Origin of the sequence: Acinetobacter sp. BIGb0102 (genome assembly GCF_003815055.1) — a bacterium.
Classification (GTDB): Bacteria; Pseudomonadota; Gammaproteobacteria; order Pseudomonadales; family Moraxellaceae; genus Acinetobacter; species Acinetobacter vivianii.
The window spans coordinates 18,909-37,526 of the sequence record NZ_RKQE01000005.1 but is presented as its reverse complement, the minus strand read 5'-3'; the positions used below and the strand labels follow the sequence as shown (position 1 = coordinate 37,526).

The 18,618-nt window shown below is 42.6% G+C and carries 18 protein-coding genes; 7 read left to right on the top strand and 11 right to left on the bottom strand.

What is annotated here, in order from left to right:
• Positions 1-29: 29 nt before the first annotated feature.
• Positions 30-383 (bottom strand): DMT family protein, encoded by a 354-nt coding sequence (locus EC846_RS02430; protein WP_005186310.1) that lies wholly within the window; start codon positions 381-383, stop codon positions 30-32.
• Between the two features lie 222 nt (positions 384-605).
• Between EC846_RS02430 and mpl the strand changes: the two genes are divergently transcribed.
• A complete protein-coding gene (mpl, locus tag EC846_RS02420; protein WP_005260367.1) occupies positions 606-1,967 on the top strand; it encodes a UDP-N-acetylmuramate:L-alanyl-gamma-D-glutamyl-meso-diaminopimelate ligase in 1,362 nt (453 codons plus the stop codon).
• Between the two features lie 507 nt (positions 1,968-2,474).
• Here the strand turns inward: mpl and EC846_RS02415 are convergent.
• The 4 genes from EC846_RS02415 to EC846_RS02400 are packed head-to-tail and all read right to left on the bottom strand — an operon-like array spanning position 2,475 to position 6,299.
• Positions 2,475-3,218, bottom strand: a complete 744-nt coding sequence (locus EC846_RS02415) for an SDR family oxidoreductase (RefSeq protein ID WP_123774023.1) — start codon at positions 3,216-3,218, stop codon at positions 2,475-2,477.
• 19 nt (positions 3,219-3,237) lie between these two features.
• Positions 3,238-3,936 (bottom strand): histidine phosphatase family protein, encoded by a 699-nt coding sequence (locus EC846_RS02410; protein ID WP_123774021.1) that lies wholly within the window; start codon positions 3,934-3,936, stop codon positions 3,238-3,240.
• On the bottom strand, positions 3,933-5,054 hold the full coding sequence (locus EC846_RS02405; protein WP_123774020.1) for a phosphotransferase family protein: 1,122 nt from the start codon (positions 5,052-5,054) through the stop codon (positions 3,933-3,935). Before EC846_RS02405 ends, EC846_RS02410 begins: the two co-directional genes overlap by 4 nt.
• A 12-nt stretch (positions 5,055-5,066) precedes the next feature.
• Positions 5,067-6,299, bottom strand: coding sequence for an acyl-CoA dehydrogenase family protein (locus tag EC846_RS02400; RefSeq protein WP_123774019.1), 1,233 nt, complete (start codon positions 6,297-6,299; stop codon positions 5,067-5,069).
• 105 nt (positions 6,300-6,404) lie between these two features.
• Here EC846_RS02400 and EC846_RS02395 point away from each other — a divergent pair, with 105 nt between their 5' ends.
• The 5 genes from EC846_RS02395 to EC846_RS02375 all read left to right on the top strand — a co-directional run bounded on the left by EC846_RS02395 (position 6,405) and on the right by EC846_RS02375 (position 11,426).
• Positions 6,405-7,319, top strand: a complete 915-nt coding sequence (locus EC846_RS02395; protein ID WP_123774018.1) for a LysR family transcriptional regulator — start codon at positions 6,405-6,407, stop codon at positions 7,317-7,319.
• Between the two features lie 297 nt (positions 7,320-7,616).
• A complete protein-coding gene (locus tag EC846_RS02390; RefSeq protein ID WP_004776481.1) occupies positions 7,617-8,573 on the top strand; it encodes a TerC family protein in 957 nt (318 codons plus the stop codon).
• Positions 8,574-8,853: 280 nt separating this feature from the next.
• A complete protein-coding gene (gene guaD, locus EC846_RS02385) occupies positions 8,854-10,170 on the top strand; it encodes a guanine deaminase (RefSeq protein WP_047432942.1) in 1,317 nt (438 codons plus the stop codon).
• Positions 10,171-10,395: 225 nt separating this feature from the next.
• Positions 10,396-10,923 carry a hypoxanthine phosphoribosyltransferase gene (gene hpt / locus EC846_RS02380; RefSeq protein ID WP_004776485.1) on the top strand — a complete coding sequence of 176 codons (528 nt, stop codon included), beginning with the start codon at positions 10,396-10,398 and terminating at the stop codon, positions 10,921-10,923.
• Between the two features lie 251 nt (positions 10,924-11,174).
• A complete protein-coding gene (locus EC846_RS02375; protein WP_004776487.1) occupies positions 11,175-11,426 on the top strand; it encodes a GlsB/YeaQ/YmgE family stress response membrane protein in 252 nt (83 codons plus the stop codon).
• A 56-nt stretch (positions 11,427-11,482) separates the two neighbouring features.
• Here EC846_RS02375 and EC846_RS02370 read toward each other — a convergent pair whose 3' ends face one another.
• Positions 11,483-12,181 carry a DsbC family protein gene (locus tag EC846_RS02370; protein ID WP_005260353.1) on the bottom strand — a complete coding sequence of 233 codons (699 nt, stop codon included), beginning with the start codon at positions 12,179-12,181 and terminating at the stop codon, positions 11,483-11,485.
• A gap of 428 nt (positions 12,182-12,609) precedes the next feature.
• Here EC846_RS02370 and EC846_RS02365 point away from each other — a divergent pair, with 428 nt between their 5' ends.
• Complete coding sequence (locus EC846_RS02365; protein WP_123774016.1) at positions 12,610-13,800, top strand: PilT/PilU family type 4a pilus ATPase; 1,191 nt, start codon at positions 12,610-12,612, stop codon at positions 13,798-13,800.
• Between the two features lie 54 nt (positions 13,801-13,854).
• On the opposite strand, the gene mnmE is transcribed toward EC846_RS02365, so the two are convergent.
• The 5 genes from mnmE to rpmH all read right to left on the bottom strand — a co-directional run bounded on the left by mnmE (position 13,855) and on the right by rpmH (position 17,975).
• Positions 13,855-15,210: a tRNA uridine-5-carboxymethylaminomethyl(34) synthesis GTPase MnmE gene (gene mnmE / locus EC846_RS02360; RefSeq protein WP_062847049.1), complete on the bottom strand. Its 1,356-nt coding sequence runs from the start codon at positions 15,208-15,210 to the stop codon at positions 13,855-13,857.
• Between the two features lie 114 nt (positions 15,211-15,324).
• Complete coding sequence (gene yidC, locus EC846_RS02355; protein WP_004776493.1) at positions 15,325-17,082, bottom strand: membrane protein insertase YidC; 1,758 nt, start codon at positions 17,080-17,082, stop codon at positions 15,325-15,327.
• Positions 17,083-17,087: 5 nt separating this feature from the next.
• The gene (gene yidD, locus EC846_RS02350; protein WP_004660550.1) at positions 17,088-17,408 is read right to left on the bottom strand and encodes a membrane protein insertion efficiency factor YidD; all 321 of its coding nucleotides are present in this window, start codon (positions 17,406-17,408) and stop codon (positions 17,088-17,090) included.
• A gap of 9 nt (positions 17,409-17,417) precedes the next feature.
• Positions 17,418-17,813 (bottom strand): ribonuclease P protein component, encoded by a 396-nt coding sequence (rnpA, locus tag EC846_RS02345; RefSeq protein WP_123774014.1) that lies wholly within the window; start codon positions 17,811-17,813, stop codon positions 17,418-17,420.
• 27 nt (positions 17,814-17,840) lie between these two features.
• Positions 17,841-17,975 (bottom strand): 50S ribosomal protein L34, encoded by a 135-nt coding sequence (rpmH, locus tag EC846_RS02340; protein WP_000831329.1) that lies wholly within the window; start codon positions 17,973-17,975, stop codon positions 17,841-17,843.
• Between the last annotated feature and the right edge of the window lie 643 nt (positions 17,976-18,618).

Sequence of the window (18,618 nt, the reverse complement as noted above, 5' to 3'; positions counted from 1 at the left end):
AAAGAACGCGTGAACTAATTCACGAAAAATTAGCTTTGATTTCGAAATACAAAATAGACACACCCCATTAAACAGAGCATTGCCCAGATATAATCCAGCTTAAAAGGTTGTTTAAACACAAAAATCATAAAGGGCACAAACACCATTAATGTCACAACTTCCTGAGTAATTTTCATTTCACCCAGACTCCAGCCATGCTGGTTGAGCAACTTGGTAGCAGGAATCATAAAACTGTATTCCAGCAGGGCAATACACCAGCTAAACAGGATCGCCTGCCAGATCGGTGCATCGTGCAGGATTTTCAGATGCCCATACCATGCCAATGTCATAAAACAGTTGGAAATAATCAACAAACATAACGCTAAAAGAGTAGGGCTCAACATAATGTGCTTATATCCAAATCAAGGGTGAATCGCAGAGAAGATATGCTTGCAAAAACCCTGAAATTTTAGCATTCATCTGTGCAATTAGAACTAAACAACAACAACGAATTTTGACTATCTTTTCCATGCAAGCCTTGATATCGTTGCGTTTGATTTTTATTGATAACGACAATCATACATACGATATCAGTGCTGTATGAAAAGCAGTGGAGAAGGCGCGTTATGCATCTGCATATTTTGGGTATTTGTGGCACATTTATGGGGTCTTTGGCTCTATTAGCACGAGATTTAGGACATAAAGTCACAGGTTCAGATGCCAATGTTTATCCACCTATGTCAACTCAACTCGAAAATGCGGGTATTGAGCTTATGCAGGGCTACGACCGTAGCCATTTACAGCCGCATCCTGATCTTGTGATCGTCGGCAATGCCATGAAACGTGGCATTGATGCGATTGAATACATGCTGAATGAAGGTCTCCCTTATATTTCTGGCCCACAATTTCTGGCAGACCATGTCCTCCAAGGCAAACACGTACTCGGTGTCGCAGGTACACATGGTAAAACTACTACCACGACTATGCTGGCTTGGGTGCTGGATCAGGCGGGTTTAAATCCAGGTTTCTTGATCGGTGGCGTACCACTTGGTTTTAGCGAAAGCGCACGTTTAGGTGGTGGTCAATATTTCTGTGTCGAAGCAGATGAATATGATTCTGCATTCTTCGATAAACGTTCTAAGTTCGTTCATTATCATCCTAAAACCGCAATTTTAAATAACCTTGAATTTGACCACGCTGATATTTTCGATGATCTTGCTGCAATTCAAAAACAGTTCCACCATTTAGTGCGCACTATTCCAAGTGAAGGTCGTATTATTGCGCCAATTACTGAAACCAATATTGATGAAGTCTTGGAGCAGGGTTGCTGGACGCCAGTGATTCGTACCAGTCTTGAGCCAAATGCGCAAGCTGCGTTATCTGCCGAATTGATCAGTGCGGATGGTAGCCACTTTAAAGTGCTTGAACAGGGCAATGTGGTCGGTGAAGTGAAATGGAACATGACAGGGCAGCACAGCGTTGCCAATGCTTTAGCGACGATTGCTGCTGCACAACACGTGGGTGTTAGCCTTGAACAGGCGTGTGAAGCACTCTCTAACTTCGGTGGGGTAAAACGCCGTATGGAGCTATTAGGTACGGTTCGTGGCATCGAGGTTTATGATGACTTTGCCCATCATCCAACTGCAATTGAAACGACACTAGACGGCGCGCGTAAACGCTTAGGTGAACGTAAACTTTGGGCGATCATTGAGCCACGTTCAAATACCATGCGTATGGGCAGCCATAAAGATGGTTTGGCACATTCAGCCCGTTTAGCGGATGAAGTGATCTGGTATCAACCTGAAGGTCTGGATTGGGATTTACAACCTATCATTGCAGCGTCATCAAACAAGGCAGAAGTCAGCCGTTCGCTGGATGACATCATTGCCCGCGTGGTGAATGAAGCAGGTGAGGGGGATGCTGTGGTGATCATGTCGAATGGTGGTTTTGGTGGTTTACACCAAAAGTTGATTACGGCTTTGTCGTAATTAAAGTCAACACTTTCTGAAAAACTATTGTCTTAAACGGAGTCTTGCAAGTTCTTATCTAATTTCTGGATCAGCCTGCGGCTCGCCCTACTTTTCTTTCGGGAAAAGTAGGCAAAACCTGAGGGACGAATAGCAAAGATTAATAATCTTTGCCGTACCGTAAGGTGAAAGCTATGCTTGAGTAACAAACTACGCACTTTGTTTGTCTTGCGCTAACTCAAAGCTTTAGTTAGCTCAGGTTGTGGATGACGTTTACGCGTATCGTCTTTCTTGTCGAACTCAGATTAAATTAATTTCTTGCTGATATTTACTATTGTGACGGCGGCATGGATGCCGCCCGTTGGACTGTGGTATAGGGATATACCATCAGTCCAACAAAAGATTTTTGTTACTTTTCATCTTTGAAAAGTAAGGAAACGCCTATACCCAAACAACTCGACTATTCAGCCTATATAAGGCTGTGAAAACTTGCGAAATAGAGATATCTCCGATTCATTTTAATGGCAATCAACTCAGTTTATTCACCAATTTTAACGGCAAAATCTTCATTGCTATGCCCATTGGCAACCACGGCCACTGCGGCACATACGCCTTCACAGGCTCTTTCTCAATTGCTTTGACCAAGGCTCGACTTCCTGTTTTCTCATCCACTTCAAATGGCAATTTCTTGGCACCTTCATTCAATTCAGTACGAATATAACCAGGGAAAATCGTCGAGACTTTAATTGGTGTGCCCAACAACTCCGCACGGATACCCTCTGCCAAATGCGCCACCGCTGCTTTACTGGCTGCATAAGTCGACAAATGCTTCGGTAAACCACGCATCGCACTCATAGAGGAAATCACCACCAAATGCCCTTTGTTTTGCGCTCGAAAAATTTCAACTGCCGCTTCGCATTGCGCCAATGCCGAAATAAAGTTGGTCTCCGCCGTAGCCCGATTCACCTCAAAATGCCCTTTGCCAATACGGCGACCATCACCCACACCTGCATTGACAATAATTCGGTCAATGCTGCCAAATTCTTGCTGAAAAGCTTTAAACACCGTAAACACATCATCATAATGAGTCACATCAAGGGTCTTGATTTTGACCTGAACTGAGAACTGGCTTTGCAACTCCTGTTGTAACGCTTCCAGACGTTCTAAACGTCGTGCGCAAAGCGCCAGATTGTAGCCTTTGGCTGCGAATTCACGCGCCATACCTGCGCCTAAACCCGAACTTGCACCTGTAATTAAAATTGTTCTTGCCATTTCCGCCACCTATTCTTGTTTAAATCCATGTGAGAAGTTCTGCATCATGTGTTTTTAAATAATGATGTTCATTAAAACTCAGTAATTGCAAACGCCCATCTACCCAACGCAGCGTGCTAATACTGGCATTGGCAATCGACCAGTTCAGCGCAAAGATCTGTTTCGCATCTAAACCCAATACCTTGCCGACCGCCACCGAAATGACACCACCTGAGCTGAATACAACCGCCTGACGCTGTTGTGTCGCATCAAGCTGCTGACATAGACCGTGCAAAGCGCTTTCTACACGGCTTTGGAAACCTAACCATGTTTCATGATATTCATGGTCATATTGCTCTCCAATCCAGCGCTCAATCGCCCCATCAAAGATTTTTGCCAGATAGGCACGCGGGTTTGCACCTTGTGCGACATCCTGCTTGAGTAATTCAGGCTGATTAAAGCGTGGTTCGTATTGAGCAAACACATGTTGATGATCAAACTCATTCCAGCTGGATTCAGTTTGAATTGATACATCTGCAAAACCTTGCGCTAAAGCAAGTTGCGCCGTTTGTTGATGACGCTGCATTGACCCCGCCACCACCAAGGGTGAAGATTTCAAATTTTTATTAAGAAAATCACCCGCCGCTTGTGCCTGTTGCTCACCTTTTGCAGAGAGCAGGTCATAACTGGCTGCTCCAAAGGAGGCCTGCCCATGTCGCACCAGATAAATTGTGCTCATCCTTTTAAAATTTCCTTCAGTTTTGCGCCATATTCAGGAATTAATTGCTGGGCTTGTGTATCTCCTTGTGCAATCAATTTTAGGGCACGAATATGCAGGGCATGAATCAATATCCAGAAGTCTTTAAAGGCTGGATTATCGGTTTGCTGATGGTAATAACGGTAATAGATTTGCTGCGCGATCACGGCTAAACGGAATAAACCAAACACTTCATAAAATGCCCAGTTATCAGGCTTTAAACCTGTTTTTTCCAGATAGTAATCCACCACTTGCTGACGTGTCAGCATGCCTTTTAGATTGGTCGGTTGACGGCGGCTGGATTTCATCAATGCATCATCATCGTCCTGAATCCAGTAGGCGAGGGCGCTGCCCAGATCCATTAATGGATCACCGAGTGTTGCCATTTCCCAGTCCAGTACCCCAATCACTTGAGTGGGTTGCTGTGGATCTAAAATGACATTATCAAAACGCCAGTCATTATGAATCACACAGGTTTTTGAATCCGCAGGAATATGTTGTTGCAACCATTCACGCACAAACGCGAAATCAGGTACATTCGGTGTCAAAGCCTTGCTATAACGGGCATCCCAACCTTCGACCTGACGGCGGCAATACCCTTCACCTTTACCTAGTTTTTCCAGCTCTGTACCTTGATAAGGCACTTGATGCAGTTCAATCAGTTTATCCAGAACATTCAGGCACAATTGCTGTACTTGCTGTTCATCCAGCTGTAATTCTTTGGGTAAATTAGCACGTGGAATAATACCTTCAATCCGCTTCATCACATAAAAATCACAGCCAATCATGCTTTCATCCTGACACAGCGCGATCATTTCAGGTAGGACAGGGTAGAAGGGTACCAGATACTTCTGCACATTGTATTCACGGGCCATATCATGCGCTGATTTGGCCTTGGTGCCTTTCGGTGGACGGCGTAGGATCAGATCAGCATTGTCATACGCTAAACGGTAGGTCCAGTTAGATGCACCACCTGAATATTGGGTGACTTTTGCCTGTCCTTGCAAATTCACACCCTGATTTTTTAACCATGTTTCAACCGCTGCAATATCCAGTTCTTCACCATGACGAACCTGACCACCCATATCAATTACTGTCATTTGCTTTTATCCTTATCCACGACCATAGCCACGTTTTTTGAGTTCTAATTTAGCAATCATGCCCTTATGAACCTCATCTGGTCCATCGGCCAAACGTAAACTTCGCGCCTGAGTAAAGAAAGCCGTTAACGGTGTATCACGGGAAACCCCTTCGCCGCCGTGGATCTGAATCGCCATATCCACCACATTTTGCAAGACGGTTGGCGCGACCACTTTAATGGCTGAAATTTCAGTTAATGCCGCCATATTGCCTTGCGTATCCATCTTATAGGCAGCGTATAAGGTCAATAAACGCGCCTGATCGATCTGCACACGCGCATCGGCAACGCGCTCCAGATTCCCACCCAGTTTGAGTAGTTCTTTGCCAAATGCCTTGCGCGACATACCACGGTCAATCATCAGTTCCAACGCTTTCTCTGCCGCGCCAACACAGCGCATACAATGATGAATACGCCCAGGGCCCAAGCGGCCTTGAGCAATTTCAAAACCTTGTCCTGCACCACCAATGAAGTTGCTGACAGGCACGCGAACATTGTCAAAACTGACCTGTCCATGCCCATGTGGTGCATCGTAATCGCCAAACACAGGCAGCATACGTTCAATGGTTACACCTGCAGTGTTTACTGGCACCAGCACCATAGAATGCTGGTGATGACGGTCTTTGCTTGGGTCTGGCGTATAGGCCATAAAAATAATGATTTTGGCATTTGGATCGCCTAAACCTGATGACCACCATTTACGTCCATTCAAGACAATTTCATCACCCTCTACCACCGCAGTCGCCTGCATATTGGTCGCATCACTGGATGCTACCGCAGGCTCGGTCATACAGAAAACTGAACGAATCTCACCGTTGAGTAGAGGTTGTAGCCATTGCTGTTTTTGCGCATCGCTACCATAGCGCCACAACACTTCCATATTGCCGCTATCGGGCGCATTACAGTTAAATACCGTTGGAGCAAGCAGGCTACGTCCAGTCAGTTCAGCAATGTGTGCATATTCCTGAACCGATAAACCCGCGCCTAACTCGGCATCAGGTAAGAACATGTTCCATAAGCCCGCTGCTTTTGCCTTATCTTTCAATTGTTGTAATTGTTCAGGCCATTGCCATTTGGTCCAGTCACCATCGACATTGAGGCGATGTACCTCATCCCAGAATGCTTTTTCAATGGGTTCAATTTCTTGTTGGATAAACGCTTGCGTTCGTGCAATAAAATCCTGCGCACGCGCTGATAATGCAAACATCCTTTTCTCCCTCAATATAAAATTTGGCGAAAGCTGATTCGCTGCTTTACATCACCATAAGCGAAAATTTATTATGAATGAAATGATTTTATTTTATTCAAAACTATGAATCAGATTCATAATAGCAATCCGCTGGAAGTGGGACATTTTCATCGTATCGATATTAATTTATATCCGCTTTTTATTGCGATTTTTGAACAGAAGAGCATTTCTAAAGCGGCACAATTGCTCTGTATCAGCCAGTCTGCGGTGAGTCATGCCTTACAACGCTTGCGTAGTCAGCTTAGCGATGAGTTATTCGTGCGCAGCGGTCAAAAAATGCTGCCTACACCATATGCCGAGCAAATTTACCAGCCGATTCAAACCGCATTATTAACCATTCAAAGTATTGCCGTGCCGCAACAGGACTTTGTGCCTGACATGTTGCATAGCTTAAAGATCGCCATTCATGATGAAATTGAGCCGATTATTTTTCCGCAGTTGGTGCATCATTTTGCGCAACTGAATCTGGACATCCAGTTCCTGAGCTCCAAACTGGATCGTAAAAATATGCTGGCGGATCTTTCTGCTCAACAGATTGATTTTGTCATTGATCTGGTACAACCGTATCAGGCCAGTTTACAGTTTGAAAATCTGATTGAAGATCATTTTGTGGTGTGTACCCAGCAAGCCAATATGGATTTATCGCTGTATTTGTCTTCACCGCATATTGGGGTGTCTTCACGGCGTACCGGGATTCTGCTCGAGGATATTTATCTTAATCGGCAGCAATTATCCCGCCAGATTTTCCTACGATGCCAGCACTATGCAACGGCGTTACAGATACTGAATCATTACCCCAACGCCATTCTGACTATTCCGCAAAGTATCCTCAAGCATTTACATTATTCCAAAGCTTTACACATCCATCCTTTGCCAATCGAGCTGCCTCAAATCAATATGGGCATGTATTGGCATGAAAACGTGAAACATAACCCACGCCATCAATTTTTACGGACGGAAATCCTGAAAATTTTTTAGATCATCGTTGCTGATGAATATTTGCACATTATTTAAAAGTATGTAATTCTATGCGCATATTTGGATATGAATATCCATACAGAATATGTTGACAAGGGGAGTAGCCTCCTCCAGACCTAAGCGCTGAATGCCTTAGGTGTCAGAGCTTCGTCATTACACTTTGCAAAAAGTCGGACTCTGAGCATCACAATCCATCGTGGTGTAGGCAAGACCTTGATCATGTTGAAACAGATGTATTAATTCATCTGGCAACTGGTCGAGGTTTTTTTATGTCCATTTGCCAGATAGGGAGTTGTGATGGAAACTATCGGTAATTTATGGCTCTATGTCGCATTCTTCGGTCTCGTTACCGTGATGCTACTGGTCGACTTTTTAGGCTTTAAACAAAAACAAAATCAGGACGTGCCAATCAGACAGGCAGCCTACTGGAGTATTGCCTGGGTCAGTGTTGCAGTGATTTTTGGTGGTGGATTATGGTTTTATCTACAGCAAACCGTAGGTGCAACCATTGCAAACCAGAAAACCATGGAATACTTCGCAGGTTATCTACTGGAAAAATCGCTGGCAATTGATAACGTCTTTGTCTGGCTGATGATTTTCGCGGCTTTTGCGATTCCACCTGCATATCAACGTAAAATCCTGCTTTACGGCGTACTCGGCGCAATCGTGCTTAGAACCATTTTTATCTTTATTGGTGCGTGGTTTGTGCAAGAGTTCTCTTGGGTGCTGTATATCTTCGGTGCCTTCCTGGTCTACACTGGCTTTAAATTCCTGAAAGGTCAGGATGAAGAAGATACCAATATTGAAGATATCAAGTTACTAAAATGGTTACGCAAACATATGCGTATCACGCCACAGCTTGAAGGCAATAATTTCTTCGTTCGCCAGAATGGCGTGTTATGGGCAACCCCTTTATTTTTGGTTTTGATTTTGGTCGAAGCATCTGACGTGATCTTTGCGGTGGATTCTATTCCTGCAATTTTCGCCGTGACCAGTGACCCGTTCATTGTTTTAACTGCAAACTTGATGGCAATTTTGGGTTTACGTGCGATGTTCTTCTTATTGGCAGGTGCTGCATCGAAAATGCATTATTTACCGTATGGCTTGGGTATCATCTTATTGTTCATTGGTGCAAAAATGTTATTGCTCGATGTGTTCCACATGCCAATCTGGATCTCGTTAGGCTTTATTGTTCTGGTATTAAGCATTACCGCTTATCTATCGTTACGTCATAATAAGCGTCAAGCGCAATAACACATGGAATATAAAAAGGGCCTGCATTGCAGGCTTTTTTGTTAGGGAAATAAATCAATCGTGCAGGCAAGGGGAGTCATTGATTGTCTTGTTTAATCACGGTTCCAATCTCTTATTTTTTTACACTTCATCTATGCCATGATCCCACCCTCTAAAATGAGGAAGAGCGGTGTATAAGTCACATTTATATACCTTTTAAGCACGTTAATTAGCCGAATAATCCAGTAAATTTGGCAAAATCAGGTACAATCAACCGAAAAAAGTAAAATTGTAGGTTGTTATGACTTTGGCTACTCCAACCACGGTGATTCGTGGTCGCTTCTTAGATATTCAAAAGACCGTTTCTCAAGCCACTGAAATTGCCGATCAAGTCCGTTATATTGAAGACGGCGTAATGATCACTGAACAAGGTAAAATTCGCTGGTTTGGCACGTGGAACGACGCTCAAGCCCATCTTCCTGCAAACGTTGAAATTCAGCATTATCCAGAACAATTGATCATCCCAGGTATGATCGATACACATATCCATTTCCCACAAACCGAAATGGTCGGTGCCTACGGCGAACAATTATTAAGCTGGCTCAATACCTATACGTTCCCGACTGAAATTCAGTTTAAAGACAAAGCTTATGCCCAAGACATCGCCAAGTTTTTTGTCAATGAATTGCTTAAAAACGGTACCACCACTGCATTGGTGTTCTGTACGGTACATCCTGAATCTGTAGATGCTTTATTTGAAGCCGCAGCACAGCACCAGATGCGTTTAATCGCAGGTAAGGTGATGATGGATCGTCATGCACCAGAAGCGCTGTGTGATACCGCAGAGAGCGCCTATGATGATTCTAAAGCCCTGATTGAGAAGTGGCATGGACAGGGGCGTGCTTTATACGCGATTACCCCACGTTTTGCGCCAACGTCTACACCAGAACAACTGGAAAAAGCAGGACAGCTCAAAGCTCAATATCCTGATGTTTATGTGCATACACATTTAAGTGAAAACAAAGATGAAATCGCATGGGTAAAAGATCTATACCCTGAGCAGGACGGTTATCTGGATGTTTATCATCATTATGGCTTAACCGGTCAACGTTCTGTATTTGCGCATTGCGTACATCTGGAAGATGCAGAATGGAAATGTATGCATGAAACCAACTCTGCAATTGCCTTCTGTCCGACTTCAAACCTGTTCTTGGGCAGTGGTTTATTCCCGTTGAAAAAGACTTGGGAACAGCAAGTAAAAGTCGGTTTAGGCACTGACGTTGGGGCAGGGACTTCATTTAGCCTGTTGCAAACCGTGAATGAAGCGTACAAAGTCCAGCAGCTACAAGGCGATAAACTTTCTGCTTTTGAATCACTGTATCACGCGACGCTCGGTGGTGCGAAAGCACTGGATCTGGATGAGAAACTCGGTAATTTTAACATCGGTAAAGAAGCGGATTTCGTGGTCTTGAATACCCAGCCAACCGCATTACAACAACTGCGTCAGTCACGTTCAAAATCGGTTGAAGATAGCTTATTCGCTTTATTCACCATGGGTGACGACCGAAATATTGAGGCGACTTACATCTATGGACAAAAAGCCTATAGCCAAAACTAAATTTTTAAACAAACAAAGACTTGGGTGGCTATGTATCGCGATTGGATGTGCTGTTCTACTTAAACGTGACAGCTCATCTGCTCAAAATGAAACACTTTCTTCGTCATCAAAAGGTGCATGAAAAGTGATTTTGTTTTAAAATTGCCAGATTAGCTCAAGATTTCGAGGTGTTGCAGGTCAACACCTTTTTTATTTTCCCGTTTTTAAGTTTTTAGGAATCTACCGATGACCATTGCAATGCGCATTATGATTTCAAGTGAAGAGATTCAAGCCAAAGTTAAAGAACTTGGCGACAAAATCAATGCACACTATGCTCAAAGTGATAAAGAACTGGTACTGATCGGCTTATTACGTGGTTCAGTCATTTTTATGGCAGATTTATGCCGTGCAATCGACAAGCCACATGAACTCGATTTTATGACCGTGTCTAGTTATGGTGGTGGAACCGTTTCCTCTCGTGATGTCAAAATTTTAAAAGACCTTGATGGCGAAATTCACGGTAAAGATGTACTTGTGGTCGAAGATATTATCGACTCAGGTAATACGCTAAGCAAAGTGGTTGAAATGCTTAAAACCCGTAATCCAAACTCAATTGAATTATGTACTTTAGTGAGCAAGCCTTCACGCCGTGAAATTCCTTTAGATGTAAAATTTCTGGGCTTTGAAGTCGAAGACCGCTTTATTGTGGGCTATGGCCTCGACTTTGATCAAAAATATCGTCACTTACCATTCATTGGTGAAATTGGGATCTAATCAAATCTTGCTGTTCACACCTCAAAATAGGTGAATAGCATAGATCCATGTTTATCTTGCGCTCGGATAAAGTATTCATTTGCTTTATCTTGGCTCAAGTGCGAAAAGCAGCTTTTTTATTGATACTTTAATCAAATCCTCCCAAAGCTTGCACAAAAATACGACATAACTCAGTAATCCACTACAGACAAAGTCAGCTCAAATCAAGCAGGATAGAAAGAAATATCACTTTTAAAACAAGGAGAAAGACAATGTGGTCTCTAATTGTGGCAATCGTCGTTGGTTTTTTTGCTGGTTTAATCGCACGAGCTTTACATCCTGGTGAAGACAAAGCAGGCTTCATCGTAACGACCTTATTGGGTATTGCGGGTTCATTATTGGCAACCTATGGTGGTCGCTTACTCGGTTTATATGGTGAAAATTCGGCGGCTGGTTTCATTGCCTCTGTGGTGGGTGCCATCATTATTTTATTTATCTACAATCTGGTCACCAAAAAAAGCTAAAACGTATTCAATTAAAACGCCCAATTCATTCATCGCAATGGATTGGGCGTTTTTATTTATAGACCGAGTTCTTTCCAGATCATTTGAATTTCTTCAGCACTTCTTGCACCGACCATTTTAAATCCATTTCCAAAAATCAGGGTCGGGGTTCCATCTACACCTAATTTTCGACCAAGCTGCAAATTACGCTCAATCGGATTCGCACAGGTTTTTGCTTGCGGCTGTACATTCTTCTGGATCAGGTTTTTCCATGCATAGGCTTGATTGGCGTCACACCAGACTGATTTAGATACAGCAACCGATTGCGCTTTTAGCGGATAAATGAAGGTGTAAATCGTTACATCATTCAGCTTATCCATCTCTGCTTCTAACTTCTTGCAATAAGAACAGTTTGGATCTGAGAATACTGCCAACTGACGCTTACCATTGCCTTTGACGGTTTTAATAGCATCTTTGAAAGGCAACTGTTTCCAGTCAACCGTGTTTTGCTGGATCACAAGATCCTTGGTCAAATTTTTCTGGTCTTTTAAGCGAACCATTGACCCGATAAACATGTGTTGGGCACTTTCATCCAGATAAATGATCTGATTATCCAGACTGGCACTGTATAAGCCATTCATAGCAGTCGGTTGAATGTTGGTGACCTGAATATTGGGATATTGTTGACTCAAATTGCTTTTTAAGGTCTCTACATTGGCAAAGCTCATGGCAGAAACACAACTGAATAATGAGAAAATCCCAATTTTTTTTAACATGTCCAACACTCGAATACAAAAATCAGCGGCTATTGTAATGACTAATGCGGTAGCAATCAGCTCAGCTTACTCAGCAACAACCAAAATTCAACCGATACGCGCGATGTTTCACGTGGAACATGACTAATGAGAAAAAACTAGATTTACACGGCTCACCAGCTGCATTTTTAGTAAGAAATTGACAATTTTTTTCACATCACATTGAAATGGCAGCATTAAATTAAAAACCAGCTAGATCCATCGAGCCATGTTTGAAATAATTCCTCAGCAAGAGATGAAATGTGGAAATTATTGAGTAAACATTTGGGGTGTTTTTTAGGCTTAATGGTCTTGGCTCATATTTAAAAAACACATAGATCATTATTTTTATTGCATTTTTTAAATAAAATCGCAACAAACCATCTTATTATTCAGATTCAGGTAGATTGATGTATAGCGCAGAATTACTCGAAGAAGCCAAAACATTTATGTTTCATATGCTGACCAAAGTAGTGGAATACGGCGGTTCAGATTTATTTATCACCGCAGATTTTCCACCCAGCATTAAATTACAAGGACTTATGCGTCCACTCGGGCAACAGGAACTCACTGCCGATAAAACCAAACTCTTCGCGTATAGCTTAATGAATGAAAAACAGCGCCAAGATTTTGAAAATGAATGGGAATGTAATTTTGCCATCAATGTTCCCAATGTTTCACGTTTTCGTGTCAATGTATTTAAACAGCAGCTACAGATTGGTATGGTGATTCGTACCATTACCTCGGAAATTCCAACCTTTCAGAAGCTAAAGCTGCCTGAATCGCTGAAACATGTGATTATGGAAAAACGTGGTCTGGTTCTGGTTGTCGGTGGTACAGGCTCAGGCAAATCAACCTCTTTGGCGGCCATGATTGATCACCGCAATGAAAACTCAGCGGGGCATATTATTACCGTTGAAGATCCGGTTGAGTACGTGCATAAACACAAAAAATCCATGATTACCCATCGTGAAGTCGGTGTTGATTGTCATTCATGGCAGCATGCCTTGAAAAATACCTTACGTCAGGCGCCCGATGTGATTCTGATTGGGGAAATCCGTGATACAGAGACCATGGAACATGCAATTGCCTTTGCGGAAACAGGACATCTTTGTCTCGGTACCTTACATGCCAATAATGCCAATCAGGCGCTTGACCGGATTATCAACTTCTTTCCAGAAGAACGTCGTAACCAGTTACTCATGGATCTTTCATCCAATATGAAAGGCATTATTTCTCAACGTTTGATACGAACTCAGGATGGCAAAGGTCGTCGGGCGGCGATTGAAATTTTGCTCAATACACCATTGATTTCAGATAATATTTTAAAAGGCCAGTTCCACGCACTCAAAGAGATTATGAGCAAATCGCGAGAGCTGGGGATGCAAACCTTCGATCAGGCTTTATTCGATCTCTATAACGAAGGTGCTATCAGCTATGATGAAGCCTTACGTAACGCCGATTCAGTCAATGAATTACGTTTACAGATTAAGCTCAAAGCTACACGTCAGGAAGGCGCGCCCGTTGCCATGATGACTGCATTAAACGTCGTAGCAGAACAAAAAGCTGAGGAAGAGCAAACCGCTGAAGAGAAGGAATAAAAAAATGGCTTGGATTGCACACCAATCCAAGCCATGAATATTTGATTTAATTGATTATTTACCAATACAGAACGAACCAAAAATCTTGCCGAGAAGATCATCAGCACTAAAATCACCTGTGATTTCACCCAATGCATTTTGTGCCAGACGCAATGATTCTGCCACCAGTTCACCTGCGTTAAACACAACAAGTTGCTCACGTGCCTCTGCAAGATAGCGCTGAGTGCGCTTCATTGCGTCTAAATGACGTGTTCTGGCAATAAAGGTGTCTTCCTCAGGCTGGAAGCCTGCATGGGCTGTAATCGCATCTATGAGCGCCTGAACGCCCATATCCTGTTTGGCAGATACACTAATATGACGGAAGCCCTGATAATCACTTAAAGTCGCATCCTGCCCCGTTAAATCGCATTTATTGCCAATCAGCAGTAAACGTTTCGGTTCAAGATGATCGGCAAAATATTCGCGCGCCAGCTGCAACGGTTCATCGCCTTGATTTAAATCGTAGACCAGCAGTAATAAATCGGCCTGTTCAATTTCTTTAATCGCACGACGAATCCCTTCCTGCTCAACGATATCGCCTGTTTCACGTAAACCAGCAGTATCGGTTAAGGTAATCGGCAAACCATTCAAACTGATCTTTTCATGCAATACATCGCGGGTCGTTCCCGCAATATCAGTCACAATAGCCCGTTCATGGCCCGCCAGCGCGTTCAACAGGCTCGATTTGCCCGCATTAGGCTTACCCGCGATCACCACCTGCAAACCTTCACGTAACAGTTGTCCTTGGCGTGCAGATTGCTGTACGGCCTTAACCGAATCCTGTACGTCATCCAGCAAAGCTAAAATCTTGCCATCGGCAAGGAAATCAATTTCTTCTTCTGGAAAATCAATTGCCGCTTCAACATGCAAACGCAAGTGAATCAGCTTTTCTAAAACGGTATTAATTTTGGTTGAAAAGGCACCTTGTAATGAACGAACCGCTGAACGTGCTGCGGCCTGTGAGGTGGCATCAATCAAATCGGCGATCGCTTCGGCTTGCACCAGATCCATCTTGCCATTTTCAAAGGCACGCATGGAAAACTCACCCGCCTTTGCAGCTGTTGCACCCAGATCAAGTAAACGGGCTAATAACGCATTCTGAATGACTGGACCACCATGCCCCTGTAATTCCACCACATCCTCACCGGTAAACGAATGAGGATTTGGAAAACACAGCACAATGCCTTCATCCATCACGGAACCATCCGCGTCATAGAACTGACGGAAGCCTGCCATGCGGGCAGCAGGAAGACTTTTCTGGGTCAACTGTTCAGCAATGGCATAAGCTTTAGGGCCAGAAAGTCGAATCACGCCCACACCACCACGACCTAATGGGGTAGCAATCGCAGCAATTGTGGTTTGATGTTGCATCTTAAATTCACCTAAAAAACACGAGGGTTATGAAACAGGAACCCTAAATACAGACAAAGAAAAATCCGCTTAAGATTACCATCTTAAGCGGATTTATTCAGTAAAAGTTCGAACTTAAGAACTCGACTCAACCTTGTTGAGACGGTCTTTTTCGACACCTTTGTTAATAAACCATTGTTGCAAAATGGTAATACTGTTGTTGACGATCCAGTAAAGCACCAAACCAGCAGGGAAGAACAACATGAATACCGTAAACATGATTGGCATGATACGGAAAACTTTTGCCTGCATAGGATCAGTAGGTTGTGGATTCAACATTTGCTGAACGAACATGGTCACACCCATGATCAACGGCAAGATAAACCATGGATCCATTGCTGATAAGTCTTGAATCCAGCCTAACCATGGCGCATGACGAAGCTCAACCGATTCCATCAATACCCAGTACAAGGCCAAGAAAATCGGCATTTGTAACAATAACGGCAAGCAACCAGACAATGGATTGACTTGTTCACGCTTGTATAACGCCATCATTTCTTGAGAGAAACGCATACGGTCTTCACCAAATTCTTCTTTCATGCGTTGCATTTCTGGTGCAATCACACGCATTTTCGCCATTGAGCGATAACTTTTTGAAGAAAGTGGCCATAAAATCAATTTTACCAAGATCGTCAATAAGATAATTGACCAACCCCAGTTACCAATGATGTTATGGAAGAACTGTAAGCCCAAGAACAATAATTTCGCAATTGGCCATAACCAACCATAATCTACAGTTTGGTTTAAACCAGCAGCTAAGTCTTTGAGTTCAGACTGAATTTTTGGACCAGAATAAAGTTGTGCATCCACTTCCATTGAGGTACCAGCAGGTACATTGATCACTGGAGAAGTGAAGCCCATGATATTCATGTGATCAGCAGACTGGCGCGATTCCAGTTTAGCTACATACGGTTGACCATCAGCTTGGGTAAGTTTTAAATTCCCAGGAATCCAGGCACTGACGAAATAATGCTGAACCATGGCAACCCAGCCGCCTTTGGCTTCAACATTCAATTTTTCATCATTAAAATTGCTGAATTTCAACTTGTTATAATGCGCGTCTGGCGTACCCCATGCGCCACCCAGATAAGTTCCAAGGGTAAAGATACCTTGAGAAGATTTACCTGGATCATCAGAATTGTCACGCTTTAACTGACCAAACATTTGGCCTTGCCAGTTTTGCTGACTGCGGTTAACAACCTGATGTTTCACTGTAATTGGGTAATCACCTTGCGTGAAGGTGAACGACTTGATCACTTCCACACCTTCAGGTGTTTTAAATACCAATGGCACAGTCAACACTTGATGTGTCTTACCATCTTTTGCTGCAACGCTCTTCGCATCTGCCAACGTATATGCTGTTTTTTCAACATCATACATTGGACGTCCGCTACGGCTGCTATCTGGTCCATTTAAACCAATTAAACCAGATTGAGCGACGTAAGTACGTTTCGCATCACTTTCCAGCATGACAAACGGCTTATCGCTGTCTTTGCTTTCATCATGGCTTAACAATTCAATACGAACGATATCACCACCTTTAGGATTGATCCAAAGATGATAAAGATCAGTTTGTACTGAAATCAGTTGCTGACTCACAGATGGTGTTTCTGTGGTTTGTGATGCAGTCACATTTGCTTGTGGCAAGTCTGAAGCCGCTGTTGCATTTTGAGCATTTGGCAAATCTGCAGATACATCATGTGCAGTGACAACCGCCGCTTGTTGTTGCGGTGCTGGTGCAGCATGACCATAGTCTTTTTGCCAAGCCAAAATAAGCAAATATGCGGTAACAAACATGGCTCCAAGAATTGCAAATCTGGCCCATTGTTGCATATCTATTATCCCAAATGATTAGAGAGATTTTGCTTGAATAAACGATCACGAAAGGGTACAGCAACGTGATGCATTTGAGAATCTATTTGATGAAACGAAATAAAACGAAGTGCTTTGCGGGGGACTGGATCATAGCCTGAACCACCCCAAGGATGACAACGGCAAATTCGCTTAGTCGATAACCATACACCTTTGACCGCCCCATGCGTTTGTAAAGCTTCAATTGCATATTGCGAGCAAGTGGGAATATAGCGACAACGAGGACCCAATAATGGACTAATTGCAATTTGGTAACATCTTATCAACCAATGAAGTAAACGTACCATTGGAGATCTCTAATTTTGGAGGGATGTCACAACGACTTTGGAATGCTTCTTTGCTAAGCGTTGTAATTTTTGCCAAGCAAAATCTAATTGTTGATGTAATTCTTCATTTGAGATTGCTTCTATACCTATTTTAGGCATCACCACAATATCGATATCAGCATTAAATTGCGCTTGATGTAAACGGAAGCTCTCCCGAGCAAGACGTTTTATTCGATTTCGTTCATGAGCACGACGTACCTTTTTTTTAGCAACGACAATACCCAAACGGCTGTGAGGCTGTTCGGTTAATTTTGCTAAAAAAAGGAAATGGGGCTGATGCACTTTAAAAAGCGCACCATCAAATACACTTTTATAATCAGCAGCACAACGAATACGAGATTCAGTACTGAAACTGTAAAGTGTCATCACCCAAGTCTGGTCAGCTTAACAGTATTAAACAGTTAAGCTATGACGACCTTTTGCACGACGACGAGCTAAAACTTGACGACCTGCTTTAGTAGCCATACGAGCGCGGAAACCATGAACGCGTTTACGCTTTAATTCAGATGGTTGGAAAGTACGTTTCATTTCGAAACTCCAAAATGATCTTTCTATAAAGGTCCGCGATTTTATTGTGCAATGTTTACGCTGTCAATGAAAAATCAAAAACTTTACATTTTGTTTGTTCTGTTTTGAAGCAATACGCCTACGCGTAGAGAAGTACTTTTATTGAAAACAAAAAATATACACAAGCTATCTCTTTATATTATATCAACATTCAGCTATATTCACAGCTTAATACCACAGTTATCAACAATTCTATTTCTAATTTAAATTTAATTCTTGGATTTTGAATTTAAATTTCGATATGCTCGTTTATCCACAATTTGGTCGAACCCTATAAGTAAATTCAAATTTTAAAATTTAAATTTATTCTTATTAGGGTGGATTTATTCTGTGGAAAGTGATGTTTTCCTATAAATAAACAAATAGTTACTTTGTGGATAACCATGTTTTTATCAATTTTATAGATTGTGGATAACTTGAGGGTTAAAATTATCCACAGCTTGTGCAAAAAGTTATACACAAGTGGTTTTGAATTTAAATTTATAAACGACTGCTTTCTTTTTCAGCAAAAGTCCCATAAATTGGCCTGACAGATGTGGATAACTTGGTTAGAATGGCGACCCCTTCGAAAGATGGGGCTGGTGATTTTTATTTTTTGAATTTA

Coding starts and splice junctions, on each gene's coding strand:
- EC846_RS02370 (WP_005260353.1), bottom strand. CDS start 12,181: ATGTTAAAAAAAATTGGGATTTTCTCATTATTCAGTTGTGTTTCTGCC.
- yidC (WP_004776493.1), bottom strand. CDS start 17,082: ATGCAACAATGGGCCAGATTTGCAATTCTTGGAGCCATGTTTGTTACC.
- mpl (WP_005260367.1), top strand. CDS start 606: ATGCATCTGCATATTTTGGGTATTTGTGGCACATTTATGGGGTCTTTG.
- hpt (WP_004776485.1), top strand. CDS start 10,396: ATGACCATTGCAATGCGCATTATGATTTCAAGTGAAGAGATTCAAGCC.
- rnpA (WP_123774014.1), bottom strand. CDS start 17,813: ATGACACTTTACAGTTTCAGTACTGAATCTCGTATTCGTTGTGCTGCT.
- EC846_RS02390 (WP_004776481.1), top strand. CDS start 7,617: ATGGAAACTATCGGTAATTTATGGCTCTATGTCGCATTCTTCGGTCTC.
- rpmH (WP_000831329.1), bottom strand. CDS start 17,975: ATGAAACGTACTTTCCAACCATCTGAATTAAAGCGTAAACGCGTTCAT.
- mnmE (WP_062847049.1), bottom strand. CDS start 15,210: ATGCAACATCAAACCACAATTGCTGCGATTGCTACCCCATTAGGTCGT.
- EC846_RS02405 (WP_123774020.1), bottom strand. CDS start 5,054: ATGACAGTAATTGATATGGGTGGTCAGGTTCGTCATGGTGAAGAACTG.
- EC846_RS02415 (WP_123774023.1), bottom strand. CDS start 3,218: ATGGCAAGAACAATTTTAATTACAGGTGCAAGTTCGGGTTTAGGCGCA.
- EC846_RS02395 (WP_123774018.1), top strand. CDS start 6,405: ATGAATCAGATTCATAATAGCAATCCGCTGGAAGTGGGACATTTTCAT.
- guaD (WP_047432942.1), top strand. CDS start 8,854: ATGACTTTGGCTACTCCAACCACGGTGATTCGTGGTCGCTTCTTAGAT.
- EC846_RS02365 (WP_123774016.1), top strand. CDS start 12,610: ATGTATAGCGCAGAATTACTCGAAGAAGCCAAAACATTTATGTTTCAT.
- EC846_RS02400 (WP_123774019.1), bottom strand. CDS start 6,299: ATGTTTGCATTATCAGCGCGTGCGCAGGATTTTATTGCACGAACGCAA.
- EC846_RS02375 (WP_004776487.1), top strand. CDS start 11,175: ATGTGGTCTCTAATTGTGGCAATCGTCGTTGGTTTTTTTGCTGGTTTA.
- EC846_RS02430 (WP_005186310.1), bottom strand. CDS start 383: ATGTTGAGCCCTACTCTTTTAGCGTTATGTTTGTTGATTATTTCCAAC.
- yidD (WP_004660550.1), bottom strand. CDS start 17,408: ATGGTACGTTTACTTCATTGGTTGATAAGATGTTACCAAATTGCAATT.
- EC846_RS02410 (WP_123774021.1), bottom strand. CDS start 3,936: ATGAGCACAATTTATCTGGTGCGACATGGGCAGGCCTCCTTTGGAGCA.